This is a genomic window from Streptococcus sp. 27098_8_82 (assembly GCF_041431615.1).
In the GTDB taxonomy this organism is placed as follows: domain Bacteria; phylum Bacillota; class Bacilli; order Lactobacillales; family Streptococcaceae; genus Streptococcus; species Streptococcus sanguinis_K.
In genome coordinates, this window is record NZ_JAPVYB010000001.1 from 358,824 (window position 1) to 380,671 (window position 21,848).

Annotated in this window: 21 protein-coding genes; all 21 read left to right on the plus strand. The window is 45.7% G+C overall.

Annotation, left to right across the window (positions count from 1 at the left end; all coding sequences use genetic code 11):
* Positions 1 to 142: 142 nt before the first annotated feature.
* The 21 genes from O3627_RS01765 (at position 143) to O3627_RS01865 (ending at position 21,846) form a co-directional block, all read left to right on the plus strand.
* On the plus strand, positions 143 to 1,024 hold the full coding sequence (locus O3627_RS01765; protein WP_002904760.1) for an aminoglycoside phosphotransferase family protein: 882 nt from the start codon (positions 143 to 145) through the stop codon (positions 1,022 to 1,024).
* 238 nt (positions 1,025 to 1,262) lie between these two features.
* A complete protein-coding gene (locus tag O3627_RS01770; RefSeq protein WP_185756117.1) occupies positions 1,263 to 3,020 on the plus strand; it encodes a glycoside hydrolase family 13 protein in 1,758 nt (585 codons plus the stop codon).
* Positions 3,021 to 3,143: 123 nt separating this feature from the next.
* Positions 3,144 to 3,380 (plus strand): AbrB family transcriptional regulator, encoded by a 237-nt coding sequence (locus tag O3627_RS01775; protein ID WP_002897305.1) that lies wholly within the window; start codon positions 3,144 to 3,146, stop codon positions 3,378 to 3,380.
* Positions 3,377 to 3,787 (plus strand): type II toxin-antitoxin system death-on-curing family toxin, encoded by a 411-nt coding sequence (locus tag O3627_RS01780; RefSeq protein WP_125382456.1) that lies wholly within the window; start codon positions 3,377 to 3,379, stop codon positions 3,785 to 3,787. The genes O3627_RS01775 and O3627_RS01780 overlap by 4 nt, the downstream gene beginning before the upstream one ends.
* 29 nt (positions 3,788 to 3,816) lie before the next feature.
* Positions 3,817 to 4,359: a ClbS/DfsB family four-helix bundle protein gene (locus tag O3627_RS01785; protein WP_125382454.1), complete on the plus strand. Its 543-nt coding sequence runs from the start codon at positions 3,817 to 3,819 to the stop codon at positions 4,357 to 4,359.
* Positions 4,360 to 4,392: 33 nt separating this feature from the next.
* On the plus strand, positions 4,393 to 5,238 hold the full coding sequence (locus tag O3627_RS01790; RefSeq protein ID WP_125382452.1) for a DUF4300 family protein: 846 nt from the start codon (positions 4,393 to 4,395) through the stop codon (positions 5,236 to 5,238).
* A gap of 46 nt (positions 5,239 to 5,284) precedes the next feature.
* Positions 5,285 to 5,596 (plus strand): hypothetical protein, encoded by a 312-nt coding sequence (locus tag O3627_RS01795; RefSeq protein WP_125382451.1) that lies wholly within the window; start codon positions 5,285 to 5,287, stop codon positions 5,594 to 5,596.
* Positions 5,597 to 5,797: 201 nt separating this feature from the next.
* Positions 5,798 to 9,079 carry an ATP-dependent nuclease subunit B gene (rexB, locus tag O3627_RS01800; RefSeq protein WP_343091812.1) on the plus strand — a complete coding sequence of 1,094 codons (3,282 nt, stop codon included), beginning with the start codon at positions 5,798 to 5,800 and terminating at the stop codon, positions 9,077 to 9,079.
* Complete coding sequence (gene addA / locus O3627_RS01805; protein WP_343091811.1) at positions 9,076 to 12,750, plus strand: helicase-exonuclease AddAB subunit AddA; 3,675 nt, start codon at positions 9,076 to 9,078, stop codon at positions 12,748 to 12,750. Before rexB ends, addA begins: the two co-directional genes overlap by 4 nt.
* Positions 12,751 to 12,783: 33 nt before the next feature.
* Positions 12,784 to 13,089, plus strand: a complete 306-nt coding sequence (locus O3627_RS01810; RefSeq protein WP_125382448.1) for a DUF4298 domain-containing protein — start codon at positions 12,784 to 12,786, stop codon at positions 13,087 to 13,089.
* Positions 13,090 to 13,529: 440 nt separating this feature from the next.
* Positions 13,530 to 14,588, plus strand: a complete 1,059-nt coding sequence (gene hisC, locus O3627_RS01815) for a histidinol-phosphate transaminase (RefSeq protein WP_125382446.1) — start codon at positions 13,530 to 13,532, stop codon at positions 14,586 to 14,588.
* A gap of 55 nt (positions 14,589 to 14,643) precedes the next feature.
* Positions 14,644 to 15,633, plus strand: coding sequence for an ATP phosphoribosyltransferase regulatory subunit (locus O3627_RS01820; RefSeq protein ID WP_125382445.1), 990 nt, complete (start codon positions 14,644 to 14,646; stop codon positions 15,631 to 15,633).
* Positions 15,630 to 16,274, plus strand: coding sequence for an ATP phosphoribosyltransferase (gene hisG / locus O3627_RS01825; protein ID WP_125382443.1), 645 nt, complete (start codon positions 15,630 to 15,632; stop codon positions 16,272 to 16,274). Before O3627_RS01820 ends, hisG begins: the two co-directional genes overlap by 4 nt.
* On the plus strand, positions 16,271 to 17,563 hold the full coding sequence (hisD, locus tag O3627_RS01830) for a histidinol dehydrogenase (protein WP_125382441.1): 1,293 nt from the start codon (positions 16,271 to 16,273) through the stop codon (positions 17,561 to 17,563). The genes hisG and hisD overlap by 4 nt, the downstream gene beginning before the upstream one ends.
* A gap of 11 nt (positions 17,564 to 17,574) precedes the next feature.
* Positions 17,575 to 18,159 (plus strand): imidazoleglycerol-phosphate dehydratase HisB, encoded by a 585-nt coding sequence (gene hisB / locus O3627_RS01835; protein WP_125382440.1) that lies wholly within the window; start codon positions 17,575 to 17,577, stop codon positions 18,157 to 18,159.
* 34 nt (positions 18,160 to 18,193) lie between these two features.
* On the plus strand, positions 18,194 to 18,817 hold the full coding sequence (hisH, locus tag O3627_RS01840) for an imidazole glycerol phosphate synthase subunit HisH (RefSeq protein WP_032912429.1): 624 nt from the start codon (positions 18,194 to 18,196) through the stop codon (positions 18,815 to 18,817).
* Positions 18,795 to 19,517 carry a 1-(5-phosphoribosyl)-5-[(5-phosphoribosylamino)methylideneamino]imidazole-4-carboxamide isomerase gene (hisA, locus tag O3627_RS01845; RefSeq protein ID WP_185756116.1) on the plus strand — a complete coding sequence of 241 codons (723 nt, stop codon included), beginning with the start codon at positions 18,795 to 18,797 and terminating at the stop codon, positions 19,515 to 19,517. The genes hisH and hisA overlap by 23 nt, the downstream gene beginning before the upstream one ends.
* A 2-nt stretch (positions 19,518 to 19,519) precedes the next feature.
* A complete protein-coding gene (hisF, locus tag O3627_RS01850) occupies positions 19,520 to 20,278 on the plus strand; it encodes an imidazole glycerol phosphate synthase subunit HisF (RefSeq protein ID WP_125382436.1) in 759 nt (252 codons plus the stop codon).
* The gene (gene hisI, locus O3627_RS01855; protein ID WP_002909424.1) at positions 20,278 to 20,622 is read left to right on the plus strand and encodes a phosphoribosyl-AMP cyclohydrolase; all 345 of its coding nucleotides are present in this window, start codon (positions 20,278 to 20,280) and stop codon (positions 20,620 to 20,622) included. The genes hisF and hisI overlap by 1 nt, the downstream gene beginning before the upstream one ends.
* Positions 20,623 to 20,748: 126 nt before the next feature.
* Entirely contained in the window at positions 20,749 to 21,063 is a 315-nt protein-coding gene (gene hisE / locus O3627_RS01860) for a phosphoribosyl-ATP diphosphatase (RefSeq protein WP_002924252.1), read from the plus strand.
* Between the two features lie 33 nt (positions 21,064 to 21,096).
* Positions 21,097 to 21,846, plus strand: a complete 750-nt coding sequence (locus O3627_RS01865; protein ID WP_371621252.1) for a PHP domain-containing protein — start codon at positions 21,097 to 21,099, stop codon at positions 21,844 to 21,846.
* Positions 21,847 to 21,848 lie beyond the last annotated feature (2 nt).

Here is a 21,848-nt window from a genome sequence, read left to right on the forward strand (position 1 = left end):
TACAAAAATGCCAAACGAAGATTATGTTGAAGAACTTAATGAACGACTGAATAATTTTAAAAGCTTTAAAAAATAAAGTGATTTTCTTGAATTAGAGTTTGAACTATATAGTAATGTTGTAAAGTTAATCGAGGAGTTATTGATGGATTTTATTAGTAAGATAGCTATAAATAAAGGTTGGTCAGATGATAAAAAATATTGTGTTACAAACCACCAGAACAATCAAAAATATTTATTGCGTGTTTCTGATAAAGAGAAGTTAGATTCTAAGAAAATTGAATTTGATATAATGGAGAAAGTTGCTTCTCTTGGAGTTCGTATGAGTAAACCGATTAAATTTGAACTCTGTGGCGACGAAGTACATTCTATACACGAGTGGATAGACGGAAAAGATGCAATAGATACCATTTTAACTTATTCAGAAAACCAACAATACACATACGGGATAGAAACAGGAAGGATACTTAAAAAGATTCATAAAATTCCTGCTACAGAAGTTTGTGAAGACTGGGAAATCTTTTTTAATCGAAAAATTGATGATAAAATCTCCAAATACAAAGAATGTCCCGTCCAATATGAAAGTGGGCAGGTCTTCATTGATTTTTTGAACGAAAACCGTGAACTGCTAGAGAATAGACCCCAAGTTTTCCAACATGGAGATTATCATATTGGGAATTTCATGATTGGAGAAGATCGTGAGATTTATGTGATTGACTTTGATCGTTTTGACTTTGGAGATCCTTGGGAGGAGTTCAATCGTATTGTGTGGTCAGCTCAAGTATCTCCCTCCTTTGCATCAGGTATGATAGATGGATATTTTGACGACAAGGTTCCAGATTTATTTTGGAAACTTCTTGCCGTTTACATTCTAAGTAACTTAATTGGAGCTCTTCCATGGGCTATTCCTTATGGAGATGAAGAAGTATCAGTAATGCAAAATCAGGCTAAGGAAATTTTAGAATGGTATGATTATATGAACCAATTAGTCCCAAGTTGGTATAAGAACAAGAATAATACTGAATAATTTAAACATTGGAATATCAATTTGGAAAAAGAAAACAATTAAATGAAATCTCAAGATAGAAACTAATATTAAGCCTTGTCCTCAAGGCTTTTTAATATTTCCCACTATACCTTTTATTCCCAAACTTGAACAATAGCTTGCAATCATTTTTTTAAAATAGTATACTAGGGCTAAGCTATGGAATCGTTTGCATAGAATCACGATGAGTTTAAAAAGTGAAATCTAGGAGATGAAAAGTATGGAATTAACAGCCATTTATCATAGACCGGAGTCGGAGTATGCCTATCTTTATAAAGAAGGTCAAGTGCATATCAGAATTAGGACTAAGAAAGAAGATATAGAGAAAATCGTTTTGCACTATGGGGATCCCTTTGTTTTTCTTGAGGATTCTTATGAAGATGTAAAAGAGATGGTCAAGGTGACCTCTGATGCCTTATTTGATTATTGGCAAGTAGCTGTCTCTGTGCGCTTTGCTAGGCTCCAGTATCTGTTTGAGCTTAAGGATAAAGTAGGTCAAAGCATCTTATATGGAGATAAAGGCTTCGCTGACAATAGTCCAGAAAACCTTGTTTTAGAGGGCAATGGTTTTAAACTCCCTTATATTCACGAAATTGATGGCTGCCAGGTTCCTGATTGGGTTTCAAAAACGGTCTGGTATCAGATTTTCCCAGAACGTTTTGCCAATGGAAATGTTGGAATTTCACCAGAAGGAGCTCTAGATTGGGATTCGTCTATCAGACCTAAAAGTAGTGATTTCTTTGGTGGGGATTTACAGGGGATTATTGAGCATCTGGATTATTTGCAAGACTTGGGCATTACAGGGCTTTACCTCTGTCCCATCTTTGAATCTCCAAGTAATCACAAGTACAATACAACGGATTACTTTGAAGTTGATCGACACTTTGGGGACAAAGAGATTTTCCGTCAACTGGTGGAGCAAGCTCATTTGCGTGGGATGAAGGTCATGCTGGACGCGGTTTTCAATCATATGGGCGATCAATCCGCTCAATGGCAGGATGTTCTCAAGCATGGTGAAAAGTCAGCTTACAAAGACTGGTTCCACATTCAGGAGTTCCCAGTGACGAATGACAAGCTTGTGAATCCCAAAGAACTGCCTTATCATACCTTTGCCTTTGCCAGCTATATGCCTAAGTTAAATACGGCAAATCCCGAGGTGAAAGACTATCTCTTAAGCGTTGCGACCTATTGGATTGAACATTTTGATATTGATGCTTGGCGGCTGGATGTGGCCAATGAGGTTGATCACCAATTTTGGCGTGATTTTCGGAAGGCTGTTTTGGCCAAAAAGCCTGACCTTTATATTCTTGGAGAGGTTTGGCATACCTCTCAGCCTTGGTTAAATGGAGATGAGTTTCACGCGGTTATGAACTATCCTCTATCGGATAGTATCAAGGACTACTTTTTGAGCAGGAGCAAGAAGATCAGTCAATTCATATCTGAGATTAACTGCCAGTCCATGTATTACAAGCAGCAGATTTCTGAGGTTATGTTTAATCTCTTGGATTCGCATGATACAGAGCGCATTTTGGCGACAGCTCAAGGTGATATCCAGCTTGTCAAATCCGCACTCGCCTTTCTCTTTTTACAAAGGGGTACGCCTTGTATCTATTATGGGACCGAGCTAGAATTGGGTGGAGGTATGGATCCGGATTGTAGACGGGTTATGCCTTGGGAACGGGTTTCTAGTAGCAATGACATGCTCAATTTTATGAAGAATTTAATTCAGCTTCGCAAGGATGTTGCGGACATTATTCAGCATGGGAAATTTACCCTAGAAGAAATCGCTCCTGATGTGCTGGCTTTAGAGTGGGGATATGATCATCAAGCAATCCGAGCCATTTTTAATCAGTCCAAAGTAAATTATCTCTTAGACAGAGATTCAGCTGATTTGGTGAGCCATTGCCAAACTGATGACCAACAACTTGTCATCTTACCAAAGGGATTTGTAGTTTACTGTGATGAGTCTAACATTTGAGATGTGTTTAGCGAATATCTTAATCCCATGATGTATTCCAAATAAGATAAGAGAAGTCGAAAGATTATTCTATTTTGTAATTACTGTAATTATCTGTTATAATATCCCTAAGGAGGAAGCAAGATGGCAGTAAAAACTAGAAAACAAGGGAATTCTATAACAATAACGATTCCAAGTGAATTTAATATTCCGAGTGGCGTGCATTACGATGCTAAATTGTTACCGAGTGGCGAAATTGTCTTTACTCCAGAAAAGACTGAAAATCAGGTTACTTATATTTCTGACGAATCTTTTGAATTGGATTTAGATAATATTTTTGATGAATACGATGATATTTTTAAAGCTTTGGTGGAAAAATGACAGTCTATTTAACAGAAAAGCAAATTGCAAAGATTAATACTTTAGTTATTCAGCGCTATTCTCCGAAAGAACAAATCAAGACGATTAGTCCATCAGCACTAAATATGATTGTGAACTTACCTGAACAGTTTGTTTTTGGGAAACCTCTTTATCCATCAATCTTTGATAAGGCGACAATTTTATTTGTTCAATTGATAAAAAAGCATGTTTTTGCTAGTGCTAATAAACGAACGGCTTTTTATGTTTTAGTAAAATTTTTACGATTAAACGGTTATCATTTTTCTGTTACGCTTGAAGAAGCGGTTGAAATGTGTGTAAGAATAGCGGTTGAATCACTGTCGGAGCAAAATTTAAAAAGCTACTCAAAATGGGTTTCTGAACATTCGTTTCGTAATGATAACGATTAAGCTTTAATTACGTAAAGGAGTTCAATCTTATGCCTAGACCGAAAACTAAAGAAGAGTTGATGCTAGCTGCTAAGGAAAACTTTGAGAAGTTGCAAACTCTCATTTCCAAATTGTCTGATCAAGAGTTAAATACCCCTTTTGATTTTTCTCGGGATGAAAAGAAGAAGGAGGCCCATTGGAGACGAGATAAAAATGTAAGAGATGTTTTGATTCACCTCTATGAATGGCATCAGCTCTTGTTGAATTGGGTGCATTCCAATCAAAAGGGGCAAGAGCAGCCCTTTCTTCCTGCGCCCTATAACTGGAAGACTTATGGAGAGTTGAATCTGGAATTTTGGAAGAAGCATCAAAAGACTTCTCTAAAAGAGGCAACTGAGATCTTTCATCAGTCACATCAAGATGTTTTGAAGTTGGCAGACACATTTACAAATGAAGAATTATTTTCAAAAAATGTCTATAAATGGGTCGGAGGGACTGTACTAGGTTCCTATTTTGTAAGTGCTACTTCCAGCCATTATGACTGGGCCATGAAAAAGTTGAAGGCTCATCAGAAAAATTGTAAAGCAAAATAGTCTGCAGAAGACAAGAATTAGAGAGAAATAAGAATGAAGAAATACAGCAAAATAATCATGTCCTGCGCCTGCCTAGCTTTAGCTTTGGGGATGGCAGCATGTGCTAGTTCGCAGAAAAATAATCAAACAAGTCAAACTACATCGACTTATTCAAATCTAAACAGTAAAAAGAGTGTCGAAGAAGTTAAGAGTTTGTTGGCTGCCAACTTGGATAAAGACAGTGTCGATAACTTTGTCAATCTAGTCAATGACTACAATGGACTTGTTGGCTCTACTGGATTGACAGGTGATTTCACTAAATTTACCAAAACCGAATATGATGTAGAAAAAATCAATCCTCTATGGCAGGCAAAAAAGGGCGATTTTATTGGGACAAATTGCCGGATTAATACTTACACTTTGCTGAAAAATAGCATTGAAATTCCTCAAATAGAAAAAGATGACGAACTCTTGTTCATAGATAATGATTCGATTGACAAGGGCAAGCTCTTTGATGCCAAGGATAAGGAAGATTTTAATATCCTATTCTCAAGAGTCAAGACTGAAGCGACTCAAGATGTAAAAGTCCATGCTAAGAAAATGGAGGAATACTTCAAACAGTTCAAGTTTAGCGAAAAGGCGAGGATGCTTTCTGTCATAGTCCACGACAATCTTGACGGCGACTCTCTCTTTGTCGGGCATGTCGGCGTCTTGGTTCCAGATAAAGACGGATATTTATTTATCGAAAAGCTGACCTTTGAAGAGCCTTATCAGGCGATTAAATTTGCCAGCAAAGAAGACTGCTATAAGTATTTGCAGACCAAGTATAAAGACTATACAGGGGAAGGTTTGGCCAAACCTTTTATCATGGACAACGATAAGTGGGTAGAGGGTAAGTAGTGTGCTTCAGTTAGTATTAAGAAAATAGAACTGGGAGATTTAGCGTATGGAATTAAAAGATTTTACTGAAAAGGAACAGGAGCAAATCAATCAAGGGCTCAGCATTGCAGAAATTTCCGATAAGGAAGCTGCTAAAAAGATTCTGGCACTCGTGCCTGAGGAATGGATTAAGAGGATTCCTTTCTTCGTGAGAGGTCATGCGACGACCAAGACCGTTGAGCGAGTTGCTAAGCAATATCCTGAACTATACGCTGTCGCTAAGCAGCAAGGCGAACTTCCTGACGAGGAAAGAGAAGAATTGCGCGTGATTATGACAAGCATTTTTGAAGAAAAGATGAATAATCATAAAATCAAATGAACTCTTACTTTGAAAGAAGTGAGATTCTTTAGGAAGTCACTGGAAGCAGTGGCTTTTTCGTTTTTTATGGACATGATGAGGCTAGTTATTAAAGCTCTATTTGGACGTTGAGTTCTAATTGGGCCTTGGGACTATTCTCCATGAGAATTATTGGCAAAAATGGTATAATGTTCCTATATTTTCTAGAGGAAAAGGCAGGCTATGAAATTACTTTATACAGATATTCGCCATTCTTTGACCAAGGTTTTGGTGGCTGAGGCTGAGAGCTTGGTGGCGGCTGGTAAGCGAGTCTTTTATATTGCGCCTAATTCGCTTTCTTTTGAGAAGGAGCGGGCGGTTTTGGAGTGCCTAGAGAACAAGGCTTCCTTTGCCATTACGGTGACGCGCTTTGCCCAGATGGCTCGGTACTTTGTCCTCAATGATGTTCGGCAAGGGCAGAGTTTGGATGATATTGGTCTGGGAATGCTGATTTATCGGACCTTGACAGAGCTAGATGATGGAGAGCTTAAGGTCTATGGCAGGATTAAGAAGGATTCCCAGTTTATCCAGCAACTGATGGATCTTTACCATGAATTGCAGACGGCCCAGATGTCCTTTGCAGATTTGGAATTTCTTGAGGAGCCTGAGAAGCGGGAGGATCTGGTCAAGATTTTTACAGCGGTAACTGCTGCTCTGAATGAGGGTGATTTTGATTCGTCTTCTCAGATTGCGGCTTTTGCTCAGCATATTCTAGCTGGCGACACAGATGAGGAGCTGGCAGATTTGGCCCTGGTTATCGATGGCTTTACTCGTTTTTCTGCCGAAGAGGAATACTTAGTCGGTCTCCTCCATCGAAAAGGTGTGGAGATTGTTATCGGGACCTATGCCAGCCAAAAAGCCTATCGAGCGGCCTTTCGTGAGGGCAATCTCTATCAAGCCAGCGTGGATTTTTTGAGAAAGCTGGCCGAGGATTATCAGGTCAAGCCTGACTATATACCTCATGCGGAAGCAGAAGATGCCTTTGGACGGATTTCTAAGGTCTTGGAGAGTCGCTATGACTTTTCAGAGCCGGCTGTTGAAGTTAGTGAGACTGACCGCTCACAGCTTCAGATTTGGGCTACTATGAACCAGAAAGAAGAGCTGGAGTATGTGGCTAAGTCCATCCGGCAGCGGGTTCATGATGGTGTGCGCTATAAGGATATTCGTCTGCTTTTGGGAGATGTGGAAGCCTATCAGCTTCAGCTCAAGACCATTTTTGACCACTATCAGATTCCCTACTATCTGGGGCGGAGCGAGTCAATGGCCCAGCATCCGCTAGTTCAGTTTGTCGAGTCCTTGGAGCGGCTCAAACGTTATAATTTCCAACTGGAAGACCTGCTCAATCTCTTAAAGACGGGGCTCTATGGCGATTTGGCTCAAGAGGAGCTGGATCATTTTGAGCAATATCTGCGCTTTGCAGACATTAAGGGAGCCGGCAAGCTAGCCAAGGATTTCACGGCCAATAGCCAAGGGAAATTTGACCTAGACCGTCTCAATCATATTCGTCGTCGGGTTATGTCTCCATTGCAAGACTTTTTCAAATCCCGCAGCCAGACGGCGTCGGGGCTCTTAGCTAAGTTTACGGATTTCGTCCAAGCAGCCCGTTTGTCTGATAATTTGACGGCTCTGCTACAGGGAGCAAGTCAGCAGGAGCAGGAGCGCCATGAGGAAGTCTGGAAGGCTTTCAGCCATGTCTTAGAGCAGTTTGCTCAGGTTTTTGCAGATAGCAAGGTCAAACTGGATGATTTTCTTGCCTTGATTCTGTCGGGTATGCTTTTGTCCAATTATCGGACGGTACCAGCGACGGTAGATGTGGTCAAGGTCCAGTCTTATGATCTGATAGAGCCTTTAGCTGCTCCTTATGTCTATGCGATTGGATTGACTCAGGAGCGTTTCCCGAAAATCGTGCAAAACAAGAGTTTGCTCAGTGATGAAGATAGGGCTCGGCTCAATGACGCAACGGATTCTCAGGCGGAACTCCAGATTGCTAGCTCAGAAAATCTCAAGAAGAATCGCTATACGGCTCTGTCGCTGATGAATTCTGCTACTAAAGAGCTGATCTTGTCTGCACCAGCCTTGGTCAATGAAGTAGAGGACAGCATGTCGACCTATCTACTGGAATTGACTGTCGCTCCACTTTCCTTGCCCATCATTGTCAAAAAGCCTCAGGCTTCTAGTGACGATATTGGCAGCTACCGAGCTCTCTTGTCTCAAATCATCGAGCTCCACCAAGAGGAGATTGATCGAGAGTGGACAGCAGAGGAGCAGACTTTTTGGGCGGTGGCTGTCCGGGTTCTCCGCAAGAAATTAGCAGCAGAAGGCATCAGCATTCCGCAAATTAGTAAGGAACTGAAAACGGAGTCTCTGCAGCCGGAAACTCTGCAAGCCCTCTACCCTCGGGAACAGCCTCTCCGACTTTCAGCGTCAGCTCTAAACGAATATTTCCGGCATCAGTATGCTTATTTTCTCAAGTATGTTCTGCGCCTGCAGGAAGAGTGGACCATTCATCCAGATGCTCGCAGTCATGGGATTTTCCTCCATCGGATCATTGAAAAGGTCCTGCAAGATGATTCGTCTGCAGATTTTGACCGGCGTTTAGCGCAGGCTATGGAAGAAACCAGTCGGGAGGCCGAGTTTGAGAGTATCTACAGTGAGTCAGGTCAGACCCGTTTTGCGCGCCAACTCTTGCTAGATACGGCTCGGGCGACCGGCCGGGTGCTGGCTCATCCAAGCGGGATTGAGACCATTGGCGAGGAGACTGGCTTTGGAACTGCTTCTAAGCCTTTCCTGATCTTGGAAAATGGCAGAGCAGTGACCGTGAGCGGTAAGGTGGACCGGATTGACCGTCTGACCAAGACAGAGAGTTTGGGAGTGGTGGACTATAAGTCTGGCGATATTAAGTTCAGCTTTGAAAAGTTCTTTAATGGACTGAATTCTCAGCTGCCGACCTATCTGGCAGCGATTGAGGAGTTAGCAGACTATAAAGAGGATAAGGGAACTTTTGGCGCCATGTATTTGCAGATGACCGATCCGATTGTGGCGCTTAAAGATACCAAGACCTTGTCGGATGCAGTCAATCAGTCTATGAAGCCACTCCAGTACAAGGGGCTTTTTGTGGCTGATGCTGTCAAGGAGCTTGGTCCGCTCTATGAGAAAAATAAGACCAACTTGCTGAGCCAGAAAGACTTGGACTTGCTGCTGGCCTATAATGCTTATCTCTACAAAAAAGCTGCAGAAGGCATTCTATCAGGCCATTTTTCAGTCAATCCTTATACAGAGAATGGGCGAAGCATTGCACCTTATGTGGAGCAGTTTAAGGCCATTACAGGCTTTGAAGCCAATCTACACTTGGGACAGGCACGCCAATTAGAAAAGCTGGATGCAAGCAAGTTTGATAGGCGTCCGACTGGTGAGAAGTTGCGTCAGGCCTGGCTAGAAAAGATGAGGGAGGAGATGGAAAAATGAAGAAAATTCCTTTTTTAACTGCGGAAGAGATTGCTCTTAAGCAAGCCCAAGAAGCTGCTTCGGACAAGCCACAGAAAAAGACGGCAGAGCAGATTGAGGCTATCTACTCCTCTGGCCAGAATATTCTAGTCTCCGCATCGGCCGGCTCGGGTAAGACTTTTGTCATGGTCCAACGAATCATAGACCAGATTCTTAGAGGTGTTGCTGTCAGTCAGCTCTTTATTTCAACCTTTACCGTCAAGGCGGCAGGAGAGCTCAAAGAGAGGCTGGAGAAGGAACTGGGTCAGGCCTTGAAAGAGGCTGAAAGTCCTGAACTCAAGCAACATCTAGCCCAGCAATTAGCTGACTTGCCCAATGCTGACATCGGTACCATGGACGCCTTTACTCAGAAAGTGCTTAGTCGCTATGGTTACCTGCTTGGTTTGGCACCGAATTTTCGGATTCTCCAGTCTGCCAGTGAGCAGCTGATTCTGCAAAATGAAGTCTTTAGCCAAGTATTTGATCGTTACTATGACAGCGAGCGTCAGGCTTTTTTTAGCCGTTTGGTCAAGAATTTCACTGGTAAGCGCAAGGATTTATCAGGTTTCCGGGAGCAAGTTTATCGGATTTACAGCTTTCTACAGTCAACCAGCAGTCCTCAGCGCTGGCTGGAAGAAACCTTCCTCTATGGCTATGAGCACAGCGACTTTGCAGCAGAGAGAGTGTGTGTATTCGGTCAAATCAAATCAGCCCTTTGGGAGCTGGAAGCTTTCTTTTCTGCCCATCTGGAGCATGAAGGAAGAGAATTTGCAGGTGCTAAATATCAGGAAAATGTCCAAGATGCTTTGACCGTCTTGGCAGGCCTGAATGAACTGTCCTCAATAGACGAAACCGCTCAGATTCTCAAGCAGATCGTGGCACTTTCTCAACTGTCCAATGGCCAGGCCTTTACAGCTCGGATTGGTAAGAATGCAGACGAGCTCAAAAAAGAAATGGCCAAGGATTACAATGAAGCCAGGAAGCCTATGATTGAGCGGCTGCGAAGCTTTGACCAGCAGCTTTATCAACTGGACTTTATTGAGCAACACCAGGCTGAGTGCCTGCCTCTAGTTGAGCTTCTGCGGGATTTTGTGGCGGACTTTGCACAGGCTTACCTGGAGCGAAAGAAAGCAGAAAATGCCTTTGAATTTGGTGACATCAGCCATTTTGCTATTGAGATTTTAGAGAGATTCCCAGAGGTGCGTCGCTTTTATCAGGAACGCTACCACGAGGTCATGGTGGATGAGTATCAGGATACCAACCACACGCAGGAGCGCATGCTGGACTTGCTTGCCAGAGGGCAAAATCGCTTTATGGTGGGTGATATCAAGCAGTCTATCTACCGTTTTCGCCAAGCGGATCCGCAGATTTTTAGTGATAAGTTTAAGGCTTATCAAGAGGATAGCAGTCAGGGCAAGCTAATCGTCCTCAAGGAAAATTTCCGTAGTCATCTTGAGGTGCTGGAAGCGACCAATGATGTTTTTAAACGCCTGATGGATGAAGAAGTCGGGGAAATTGACTACAATGAAACCCACTATCTGGTGGCTGGCAATCCAGCTAAACGTGAGCCTAATCCAGCTAACCGCGCTTCTTTCTTAATCTATGAAGGAACCAAGGAGAGTCCTGAAGAGGAGGCTGATGAAGGCTTGCCACATGCAGTATCAGCTGGGGAAGTGGACCTAGTCATCAAGGAAATCATCCGCCTGCACAATGAAGAAGGAGTGGCTTTTAAAGATATTACGCTGCTGACAGCTTCCAGAACCCGCAATGATTTGATTTTAGCTGCCTTTGAGCAGCACCAGATTCCGCTGGTACCAGATGATGGCGCAGCAAACTATCTGCAGTCGGTTGAGGTATTGGTTATGCTGGATACCCTGCGGACCATCAATAATCCGCTGAATGACTATGCCCTGACCGCCCTTCTCAAGTCTCCCATGTTTGACTTTGGTGAGGACGAGCTAGCTCGGCTGTCCTTGCAGGCCAGTCAAGAACGTTCTCAAGAAAATCTTTATGAAAAATTGCTCAATGCCCTTGAAGGAAGAGGTTTGAACCCTGCTTTAGTCACCCAGGAACTGCAGAAAAAGCTGCAGCATTTCCATGAGACCCTACAAAGCTGGCGGACTTATTCCAAGACGCATTCGCTGTATGATTTGATTTGGAAGATTTATCAGGATCGTTTCTACTATGACATGGTGGGGACTCTAGTCAATGGTGCCCAGAGACAAGCCAATCTCTATGCCCTCTCTTTGCGGGCAAATGAGTATGAAAAGTCTAGCTTTAAAGGCTTGTCTCGCTTTATTGGGATGATAGACCGTATCTTGGAAAATCAGCATGATCTAGCCAGTGTGCCAGTGGCAGCGCCTAAGGACGCCGTTCGTCTCATGACCATTCATAAGAGTAAGGGGCTGGAGTTCAAATACGTCTTCCTGCTCAATATGGACAAGGCCTTCAACCGTCAGGATAGTAGCTCTGCTATTATCCTTAGCCGGACCAAGGGAATCGGCATCAAGTATGTGGCGGATGTGTCCGTTTCTGTGGAAGACCCCTATGCGCCGAATCAGCTGCGCATTTCCATGGATACGCTGCCTTATCAGCAGAATCTAGGGGAGCTGCAGTTGGCTAGTCTGTCTGAGCAGATGCGCTTGCTTTATGTGGCCATGACGCGGGCTGAAACCAAGCTTTATCTGGTCGGCAAGGGCAGTCAAGAGGCCTTGGATAAGCGTCAGTGGGGCAAGAGCCAGCAAGGGCGTTTGTCTGCCGGTCTGCGCAGTCAACTCAACAATTTCCAAGACTGGCTCTATGCCATTCAGGCTGTTTTTTCTGATGAGAATCTTGCCTACGAGACTCGTTTTGTTACTGATGAGGAGCTAACTGCTGAAGAGATAGGGCGAATTAATGAACCTGTGCTCTTTCCAGCGGATGATTTGGCAGATAATCGTCAGTCGGATGATATCCGTCGGGCTCTGGATATTTTAGAAAGAGTGGATCAGCTGAATAGTCAGTATCGCTCTGCTATTGAGCTGCCTAGTGTACGAACTCCAAGCCAGATTAAGAAGTTTTATGAACCAATCATGGATACGGACGGACTGGACATCATGGATGAGCGAGTATCTTTTCGGCCACAGCCCAGCTTTGAGTTGCCTGATTTTGGCAAGAAAGCCAAAGTGACTGGGGCTCAAGTCGGCAGTGCTGTTCATGAACTCATGCAGCGTATTCCTTTGGATAGCAGTCCTAGCATGGCTGTACTTCGTTCTGCCTTGGCTCAGGTTCAGGCTGATGACGCAGTCAAAAAGCAGATTCAGCTGTCTAAGATTGCATCTTTCTTCGAGACGGATTTGGGGCGACTCTTGATTGAGAACAGTGATAGAGTTTGTCGAGAAGCACCATTTGCCATGCTCAAGCAAGATGAGGACAGCGGTCAGGAGTTTGTTTTGCGGGGGATTTTGGATGGCTATCTGCTCTTTGAGGACCGGATTATCCTCTTTGACTACAAGACGAATAAATACAAAGAGCCATCTGAGCTGATTGCTCGCTACCGAAGCCAGCTAGACTTATATGCTCAAGCTCTCAGCCGCTCTTATGGCATTTCGCAGATTGAAAAATATTTGATTCTGCTTGGCGGTGAGCAGCTGCAGGTAGTTAAGGTGGATTGATTAGCTTGTCATGTCTGGAAAGGAAGGAAGCCTGTGGAACAGTTAGAACGCATTCAAAAAATGGAAAAGCACCTGAATAAATATTCTCAGGTATTGGCAAGTGCTCAGGAAGCTTTAGCTGAGCTGGAGCGCTGCCAGTCAGATTATATCCAGCTGAGGGACTACTATACCAGTCAGGAATTTTTTGATGATTTAGAATTCTCGAATGGACCGGATTTCCCTGAAAATATAGCTTGCGGCGTCTTAAGCGAAGATGCTGTCTATGACCTGATGGGGGAGCATTTTGAAACAGCGATTAATCTGTTGGATTTGTCTAGTGCTATGCTGAAAGAACGTTAATTCATTTAGAAAGAAAAAAATATTTAATTTTTTTCAATTTTCCTCTTGCTTTTTAATAAAAATTCATGTAGAATATTCAACAATAAATTGAAAGCGATGAGAGAAAAAGTCTAAGACAAGAAACAGAGAGTGCCTAATGGTGAGACGGCATGCAATCCTTAGACGACACATTCTTGAGCGCGGATGCGAAATCAGTCAGCAGTCTGAAACTAGTGTCCGACGGCTGATTGCCGTTATCAATCTGGAGTCTCGTACTCCCAGAGGGTCCTCAGGCGACTGGGGTCCGAATAAAGGTGGAACCGCGTGTCAACGTCCTTGCAAAGTTTTTTTGCGAGGGCTTTTTATTATATTTAAATCAGAAGATTCCCTATTTTCCTTTAGCAAAGCGGTAAATTTCGTCTTTCATTTATTAGAAGTTCTAAAAGATAAGAGGTGGCAAGATGGTTAAGCTAAAAGGTCTCAGGCAGATTAATCCTTATGTAGCAGGGCAGCAGCCCAATGAGCCAGACATGATTAAGCTCAATACCAATGAAAATGCTTATGGACCAAGTCCTAAGGTGGCAGAGGCCCTGCAGAACTTTGATACCCAGGAGTTGCGCAAGTATTCCAGTTTGGATCAGGCGGAGCTCTGTCAAGCTTTGGCGGCAAACTTGGGTGTATCGCCCGATCAGCTCATTATTGGCAACGGCAGTGACGACATCTTGTCCATGGCTTTCCTGGCCTTCTTTAACAGAGGCGAGTCGGTCTTATTTCCGGACTTGACCTATGGTTTTTACAAGGTCTGGGCAGACCTCTACCATGTGCCTTTTCGAGAAATCCCTCTGACAGCTGATTTTGAAGTCCATCCCTCCGATTATTTTGGAGATAATGGCGGCATTATCCTAGCCAATCCCAATGCTCCGACGGGGATTTATCTGCCGCTGGATCAGTTGGAGGAAATTCTGGCGTCCAATCAGGATGTGGTCGTGGTGGTGGATGAGGCTTACATTAACTTTGGCGGTCAATCTGCCCTGCCTCTTCTAGACACCTATCCCAACCTCTTTATTACACGGACCTTCTCCAAAGATGCGGCTTTGGCTGGTCTGCGGGTAGGCTACGGCATCGGCCATCCAGACTTAATAGCTGTCATGAAAGCTGTTAAGGACTCCATCAATCCTTACTCAGTGGATATGTTAGCAGAGCGATTAGCCCTTGCGGCAGTGGAAGATTGGGATTATTATCGGGAAACTGGCAGAGCCATTCAAGAGACTCGAGATTGGTTCGCTGGGGAATTGGCTGCGCTGGATTTCCAAGTCCTGCCCAGTCAGACCAACTTTGTCCTAGTCCAGCCTACTAGAATCTCTGCAGAAGAGCTTTTCCAGAAGCTAGAGGAGCGTCGGATTTATGTGCGGTATTTTCCAAAAGCAGAGCGAATCAAAGACTTTTTGCGTATCTCTATCGGACGGCGAGAGGAGATGGAAACAGTTCTGGCAGCTATCAAGGAAATTTGCAGCAGCTGAGAGTTTGACTCAGAGCCAGTCAGTGTAAGAATAGAGCAAGAAAGGAAAGCAGCCTATGAATAAAATCACCCTTCCGATTGGCATGCATGACAAGCTTTTCAAGAGGGCACGTGTGACTTATGAAATTGAGCGGGACATCAGTGATTTCCTGATGGCTCAGGGCTTCAATCGGATTGACACGCCGACTTTGGAGCACTTCGAGGTCTTCAGTGACCATGTGGAGCCCCATCATTATCATCTTTTCGATAAAAAAGGCGAGCTATTGGTGCTACGGCCTGATGTGACCAGCCAGATTGGTCGGGTCATTGCTTCGACCAGGGTGCATACGCCGACCAAGTTTTCCTATTCAGGCAAGGTCTTTCACTATCAAGAAGAGCTGCGCGGTCTTGCTAACGAGCTCAGCCAAGCTGGTATTGAGATTATCGGCTATCCAGCTCGCGAGGCGGTGCTTGAGGCTATCAAGACAGCCAAGCAGTCGCTGGATTTAGCGCAGGTTAAGTCTTATCAATTCGAGTTTTCCCATGCAGCAATCCTGCAGACCATCCTAGAGAGTCTGGCCTTGGATTCGCAGGAGGAGGCCCAGCTGCTAGATTATATTCGCAAGAAAAATAGGACGGGACTCTTTGAATTCACCCAGACCAGATCGAGTGAATTTGATGATTTTTTGCAGGAGCTGCCCTATTTGTTTGGTCCTAGCCAACAGGTTTTAGCTAGAGCTAGAGAGATAGTTGACAACGAGCAGATATTGACGGCTCTAGATGATGTGGAGCAGGTTCTGCAGAGTCTATCAGGCTTGCTGGATCAGACGACCATGGACTTGGGGCAGGTAGCGACCATGCCTTACTATACCGGCCTGACCTTCAAGGTCTTTGGCGACCGAGTACCAGATGCTTTTCTATCTGGTGGTCGCTATGATCAGCTTTTCAAGCGCTTCGGGGCAGCAGAGCTGACAGCTATCGGCTGGTCTTTAGATATTGATAGCGTCTATCAGGCTATTCATGATGACCTGCCGGACGAGGGCGGAAAGGAAGGTGATAGCAGATGAGTCAGATTACTATTGCCCTGACCAAGGGGCGGATTGAGGAAGATACGGTCAAGCTCTTGACCAAGGCTGGCTTTGATATGTCCTTCATGGCAGACAAGGGCCGCAGCTTGATTTTTGAAAGCCCAGACGGTCGCTTTCGCTTTCTCTTGGTCAAAGGGCCTGATGTGACGACCTATGTGCGCCATGGAGTCGCTGATTTGGGAATTGTTGGTAAGGATATTCTCTTTGAGCATCCGACCGGCTATCTGGAGCTGCTGGATCTGAACTTTGGCCTTTGTAAATTTTCACTAGCCTCAGTGCCCAGCTATGATCCTCATGATCACAAGCGCAAGCGAATTGCGACCAAGTACCCAACGGTAGCGACTGATTATTTTAATCAAAAGGGGGAAGATGTGGAAATCATCTCCATCCAAGGTAGCGTGGAGATTTCACCGGTTCTGGGCTTGGCGGATGCCATTGTTGATATTGTGGAGACGGGGCATACCCTGTCAGCTAACGGCCTGCTGGTTTTTGAAGACATTTGTCGGGTGTCTGCCCGGCTCATTGCCAATCAGGCTTCCCTGAAAAATAACCCGGATATCATGCCTTTTGTGGCAAAGTTTGAATCCCTAGTAGGAAGAAGAGAGGTGGCTTTTAAATGATAATTATCAAGCGTTTAAGTGGAAGTAACGAAGAAATTTCACGGATTTTATACGAAGAGCAGCTGCAGCTCAGCCAGCAGAACTTAGATGTGGAAGAAGCGGTGGCTGAGATTATAGAAACGGTCAAACAGGACGGTGACCAAGCTTTAAGAGACTATACCATGCTCTTTGACAAGGTTGAGGTGACAGATTTTGAGATTGGGCAGGAGCTGATTGATCAGGCTTTTGAGGAGATTGATCCAGAGGTCTTGGCCGCCTTGAAACATGCCCAAGCCAATATCGAATCCTACCACCGCCAGCAGTTGGAGACTGGTTTTGAGGATAGTCCCAGCGAGGGCGTTGTCCGTGGTCAGTTGATTCGGCCGATTGAGCGGGTCGGCACCTATGTACCTGGCGGCACCGCAGCCTATCCGTCCTCCGTCCTCATGAATGTTATCCCAGCTAAGATTGCCGGTGTCAAAGAAATCATCATGATTACACCGCCCCAGGAGCATTTTACCCCAGCGATTTTGGTCGCAGCCAAGCTGGCTGGTGTGGATCGGATTTTCCAAATTGGCGGAGCCCAAGGTGTAGCAGCTCTGGCTTATGGAACTGAGACCATTCCCAAGGTAGATAAGATAACGGGACCTGGCAATATCTTTGTGGCTACGGCCAAGAAGATGGTTTATGGTGTCGTGGGAATTGACATGATTGCTGGGCCTTCGGAGATTGGAGTCATTGCGGATCGTTCAGCCAGTCCAGTCTATGTGGCGGCCGACCTTCTATCGCAAGCTGAGCACGACAAGCTAGCTCGGGCTATTCTGGTGACCGACTCGGAATTGTTGGCGGATCAAGTCGAAGCAGAGCTGGACAGACAGCTCAAAGAGCTGCCGCGGAAGGAAATAGCACGTGCTTCGATTGAGAACAACGGCCGCATCATCCTTGCGTCTTCTAAGAAAGCCATGTTTGAGCTCATGAATCAGGTGGCACCTGAGCATTTGGAAATAGCCATGGATGATGCCTACAGCTATCTGGATCAGGTTGAAAATGCTGGCTCTGTCTTTCTGGGACACTATACCAGTGAGCCAATTGGTGACTACTATGCGGGAGCCAATCACGTTTTACCGACAACCAGCACCAGCCGTTTTTCATCAGCTTTGGGTGTCTATGACTTCATCAAGCGCATCCAGTACACCCAGTACAGCCGTGCTGCTGTAGGGGCAGCTGACAAGGATATTACCAGTCTGGCCTATGCAGAAGGCCTGCAGGGACATGCCAAGGCCATCGAAGCCCGCAGACAGGAAAAATAGAAGGAGTTGCCATGAGACAAGCTGAAATCAAGCGAAAAACACAGGAGACCGATATTGAACTGACTGTGAATCTCGACCAACAGGAGCCGGTAGCTATCGAGACTGGTGTCGGATTCTTTGACCATATGCTGACCCTTTTTGCCCGCCACAGTAGGATTTCTCTGACGGTCAAGGCTGAAGGCGACCTTTGGGTGGACAGCCATCATACGGTCGAGGATGTGGGCATCGTGCTGGGGCAGGCTCTGCGTCAGATTTTGGGAGACAAGGCCGGTATCAACCGCTACGGTACTAGCTTTGTGCCTATGGATGAAACGCTGGGCATGGCGAGTCTGGACTTATCCGGCCGATCCTATCTGGTCTTTGAGGCGGATTTTGACAATCCTAAACTTGGGAATTTTGACACCGAGCTGGTAGAGGAATTTTTCCAAGCCCTAGCCTTTAATCTGCAGATGAATCTGCACCTGAAAATCCTTCATGGTAAGAACAGTCACCACAAGGCGGAAAGCCTCTTTAAAGCGACTGGCCGAGCTCTACGGGAGGCTATTACGATAAATCCAGAGATTCATGGAGTTAACTCCACCAAGGGCTTGCTCTAGCTTGCCCTTCTGAGTGAAAGGAGTTGATGTAGAAATGATGATTGTTATTGATTATGACGCGGGAAATACAGCAAATGTCCTCCGTGCTCTGGCTCAGGTCGGAGTAGAAGCGCGTCTATCAGCTAATCCGCAGGAAATTTTAGCAGCCGACGGTTTGATTTTACCAGGTGTCGGTGCTTTTCCTACTGCCATGCAAGAGTTGGAAAGGCGAGGGCTGGTTTCAGTTATTCAGCAAGCAGTGGCTGATGGCAAGCCTCTCTTGGGGATTTGCTTAGGCATGCAGCTCCTGCTGGAGTCTGGATTGGAGAATGGTCAAAGCTCTGGACTGGGTTTGATTCCCGGTGTTTGCCGTCGGATTCCGGACCAGGCTGGTCTGCCTGTGCCTCACATGGGCTGGAATGACTTAAAGATCCAGCAGTCGTCTGCTTTGACAGCCGGTCTTGAGGGCCAGTCAGTCTATTTTGTCCATAGCTACTACACAGATGTTCCGAAGGAGTACTTGGACGTGACGGCTGATTATGGGCTGCCTATCCCAGCCATGATTCACCGAGGATCGGTCTTTGGCTGTCAGTTTCACCCAGAAAAGTCAGGTGCTGTAGGCCTCGGTATCCTAGAGAAGTTTAAGGAGTATGTCTATGAAAATACTGCCCGCTATTGATATCAAAGACGGTCAGGCCGTCCGCCTTTTTAAAGGGGATTTTAGTCAGAAGACAGTGGTAAATCCCGATGTTTTGGAGCAAGCTCGAGTTTTCAAAGAAGCCGGGGTTACTATGATTCATGTGGTTGACTTGGACGGGGCCTTAGAAGGTCGTGCGACCAATCGAGATTTGATTGCCCAGATTAAAGCGGAGACTGGCCTAGCTATCCAAGTCGGGGGTGGCATCCGCAGTCTAGAGCAGATTGAAGATTACCTGGCAGTTGGCATTGACCGTGTCATTATTGGCTCTATGGCTGTTAAGAATCCTGATTTTGTAGAGGCCGCACTGGAGTGCTTTGGAAGCAGCAAAATCGTGATTGGCATTGATGCGAAAGAGGGGCTGGTTGCGACTGAGGGTTGGCTGGAAACCAGCAATCAGGACTATATCAGTCTGTCGCTGGCCATGGAAAAAATCGGCGTCCGTCTCTTTGTCTATACAGATGTGGACCGAGACGGGACTCTGACTGGTCCCAATATCCAGCATTATCAAAAATTGCTAGCAGCTCTCAAGCATGCTCAAGTCATTGCCTCTGGCGGCATCCAGTCAGCGGATGACTTAGAAGAGCTGAAAAAACTGGGCTTGGCTGGTGCCATTGTGGGCAAGGCCTATTACAGTGGACGAATTAGCCTAGAGCAGATCAAGGAAGCAGAAAGGGGCTAGCCATGCTGAAAAAACGAATCATTCCCTGTCTGGATGTCAAGGACGGCCGGGTGGTCAAGGGCATCAACTTTCTCAATCTGACTGATGTGGGCGATCCAGTCGATGCTGCCAAGGCTTACTATGAAGCAGGCTGCGATGAGTTGGTCTTTCTGGATATCACCGCCACCCATGAGGAGCGGGACACGACGGTCGAGATGGTCCGGCGCGTGGCGGAGCAGGTTTTCATTCCCTTTACCGTCGGGGGAGGCATTCGTACGGTTGATGACATGAAGCGGATGCTGCAGGCTGGTGCGGATAAGGTTGCAGTTAATTCCTCAGCACTGGCAAATCCTCAGCTTTTAGCTGACTGCGCTGAGAAATTCGGCAGCCAATGTGTGGTGCTGGCTGTGGATGCTAAGAAAGAAGCGGATGGCAGCTGGCATGTCTATCTGGCTGGTGGCCGCAAGGACAGCGGTCGCAATCTATTAGACTGGGTCCAAGAAGCTGTCGGTCTTGGAGCGGGGGAAATTCTTTTGACCAGTATGGACAAGGATGGGACCAAGTCTGGTTTTGACTTGCCAATGCTGGAATCTGTCTCCCAAGTGGTTTCCGTTCCTATCATCGCCTCTGGTGGTGCTGGCAGTAGCCAGCATATCCTAGAAGTTTTTGAAAAGACTGCAGCGACAGGTGCCTTGGCCGCTTCGATTTTCCATTATGGTCAGGTCTCCATCGCAGAGACCAAAAAAGCCATGCTGGAAGCTGGATTGGAGGTGCGCATCTGATGACAGAAGTAAAGTTAGATTTTCAAAAGCAAGGCGGTCTCATACCTGCCATTATCCTAGACCACACCAGCAAAGAAGTCCTCATGCTGGCCTATCTCAATGAAAAAGCCTACCAGCTGACCCGCACTAGCGGTCAGATGTGGTACTGGAGCCGGTCACGTCAGGAGCTTTGGCATAAGGGAGCCACCAGTGGCCACTACCAAACCGTCAAAAAAATCACAGCTGACTGCGATCTAGATACCCTGCTGATCGAGGTAGACCAGCTGGGAGCAGCCTGCCACACCGGTGCCAAATCCTGCTTTTTCCATACAATCTGGAATGAAGAAGACGGCAAAACTGACTAAAAGCTCCCTTACTTTAGTACTTGGTTAATGCAAATATAAAACTAAGAAGTCAGTATCAAGAAACCGGCCTGCCATTGGAAAGAATTGCTTTTTATAGTAAAATAAGGACAGTAACAAGGAGATACTATGCTAGAAACCCTCTATCAAGAAGCCCTCAAACGCAAAAAAGAGCCCAAGGAAGGCTCCTATACCAGCTATCTCTATGACAAGGGGCTGGACAAGATTCTCAAAAAAGTCGGTGAAGAAGCGACTGAAGTAGTCATTGCGGCCAAAAACGCTGATAAGAATGAGATGGCCAATGAGACAGCTGATCTGCTCTACCATCTGGCGGTCGCTCTCGTTGAGACTGGCGTCAGTCTGGAAGAGGTAGAGGCTGTCCTCCAGGCCCGTCAGGGCAAGCAGAGCCGGATTCATGATCGACCTGAAATTGACCAATACTAAAGGGACACAAGATTTGCAGAAAGGCGGTCCAGCATGCGCGACAACCATCTTCATACCTATTTTTCCTATGATTCTGAGGCGGATTTCTGTGACTATCTGGACCATTATGAGGGCGAGATTGTCACCACCGAGCACTATGATTTGTCCAATCCCTACCCCTACGAAGCTGCCTCGCCCCATGATGATGTGCCTGACTATGCGGCCTATTCAGCAAAAATAGCAGAGCTGAACCAGCAATATGGCAACCGCATCAAAAAGGGCATTGAAATTGGCTATTACGCTCCACGTAAGGACGATATCCTATCTTTCCTAGCGGACAAGGATTATGACCTCAAACTCCTATCTGTCCACCACAATGGCAGTTTTGACTATCTGGAAGAGCCAGTCCTGCAGCTGGATAAGATGGAGTTAATTCCCTCCTACCTGAGAGAGCTGGAAGAGGCTATCGAGGCTGTGCCAGCGGATGTACTAGCTCACTTTGACTATGGTTTTCGGAAATTTGCGCTTACCGTAGATGAGTTAAAAACTTTTGAACCAGAGCTGCGACATCTTTTTCAAAAGATGATTGACCATGGTCTGGCCTTTGAGCTCAACTGCAAGTCCATGTATCTTTACGGTCACGAGGAACTCTATATCTACGCTCTTTCGCTAGTCAAGGAGCTGGGCGGCCAGCGCTTTTCAGTGGGATCAGACGGCCACAAGTTGGAGCATTTTCGCTTGCAGTTTGACCGAGTTGCCAAAATCTTGGAGGAGGCCGGTATAGGTGAGGAGCAGTTGATCTAGAA

Excerpts from the sequence above, each read along its gene's own strand:
- O3627_RS01865 (WP_371621252.1), top strand. The coding sequence starts at position 21,097 with ATGCGCGACAACCATCTTCATACCTATTTTTCCTATGATTCTGAGGCG.
- O3627_RS01790 (WP_125382452.1), top strand. The coding sequence starts at position 4,393 with ATGAAGAAATACAGCAAAATAATCATGTCCTGCGCCTGCCTAGCTTTA.
- addA (WP_343091811.1), top strand. The coding sequence starts at position 9,076 with ATGAAGAAAATTCCTTTTTTAACTGCGGAAGAGATTGCTCTTAAGCAA.
- O3627_RS01775 (WP_002897305.1), top strand. The coding sequence starts at position 3,144 with ATGGCAGTAAAAACTAGAAAACAAGGGAATTCTATAACAATAACGATT.
- hisG (WP_125382443.1), top strand. The coding sequence starts at position 15,630 with ATGAGTCAGATTACTATTGCCCTGACCAAGGGGCGGATTGAGGAAGAT.
- hisH (WP_032912429.1), top strand. The coding sequence starts at position 18,194 with ATGATGATTGTTATTGATTATGACGCGGGAAATACAGCAAATGTCCTC.
- hisF (WP_125382436.1), top strand. The coding sequence starts at position 19,520 with ATGCTGAAAAAACGAATCATTCCCTGTCTGGATGTCAAGGACGGCCGG.
- O3627_RS01820 (WP_125382445.1), top strand. The coding sequence starts at position 14,644 with ATGAATAAAATCACCCTTCCGATTGGCATGCATGACAAGCTTTTCAAG.
- O3627_RS01770 (WP_185756117.1), top strand. The coding sequence starts at position 1,263 with ATGGAATTAACAGCCATTTATCATAGACCGGAGTCGGAGTATGCCTAT.
- O3627_RS01780 (WP_125382456.1), top strand. The coding sequence starts at position 3,377 with ATGACAGTCTATTTAACAGAAAAGCAAATTGCAAAGATTAATACTTTA.
- O3627_RS01795 (WP_125382451.1), top strand. The coding sequence starts at position 5,285 with ATGGAATTAAAAGATTTTACTGAAAAGGAACAGGAGCAAATCAATCAA.
- hisC (WP_125382446.1), top strand. The coding sequence starts at position 13,530 with ATGGTTAAGCTAAAAGGTCTCAGGCAGATTAATCCTTATGTAGCAGGG.
- hisI (WP_002909424.1), top strand. The coding sequence starts at position 20,278 with ATGACAGAAGTAAAGTTAGATTTTCAAAAGCAAGGCGGTCTCATACCT.
- hisA (WP_185756116.1), top strand. The coding sequence starts at position 18,795 with ATGAAAATACTGCCCGCTATTGATATCAAAGACGGTCAGGCCGTCCGC.
- O3627_RS01765 (WP_002904760.1), top strand. The coding sequence starts at position 143 with ATGGATTTTATTAGTAAGATAGCTATAAATAAAGGTTGGTCAGATGAT.
- O3627_RS01785 (WP_125382454.1), top strand. The coding sequence starts at position 3,817 with ATGCCTAGACCGAAAACTAAAGAAGAGTTGATGCTAGCTGCTAAGGAA.
- hisB (WP_125382440.1), top strand. The coding sequence starts at position 17,575 with ATGAGACAAGCTGAAATCAAGCGAAAAACACAGGAGACCGATATTGAA.
- hisD (WP_125382441.1), top strand. The coding sequence starts at position 16,271 with ATGATAATTATCAAGCGTTTAAGTGGAAGTAACGAAGAAATTTCACGG.
- hisE (WP_002924252.1), top strand. The coding sequence starts at position 20,749 with ATGCTAGAAACCCTCTATCAAGAAGCCCTCAAACGCAAAAAAGAGCCC.
- rexB (WP_343091812.1), top strand. The coding sequence starts at position 5,798 with ATGAAATTACTTTATACAGATATTCGCCATTCTTTGACCAAGGTTTTG.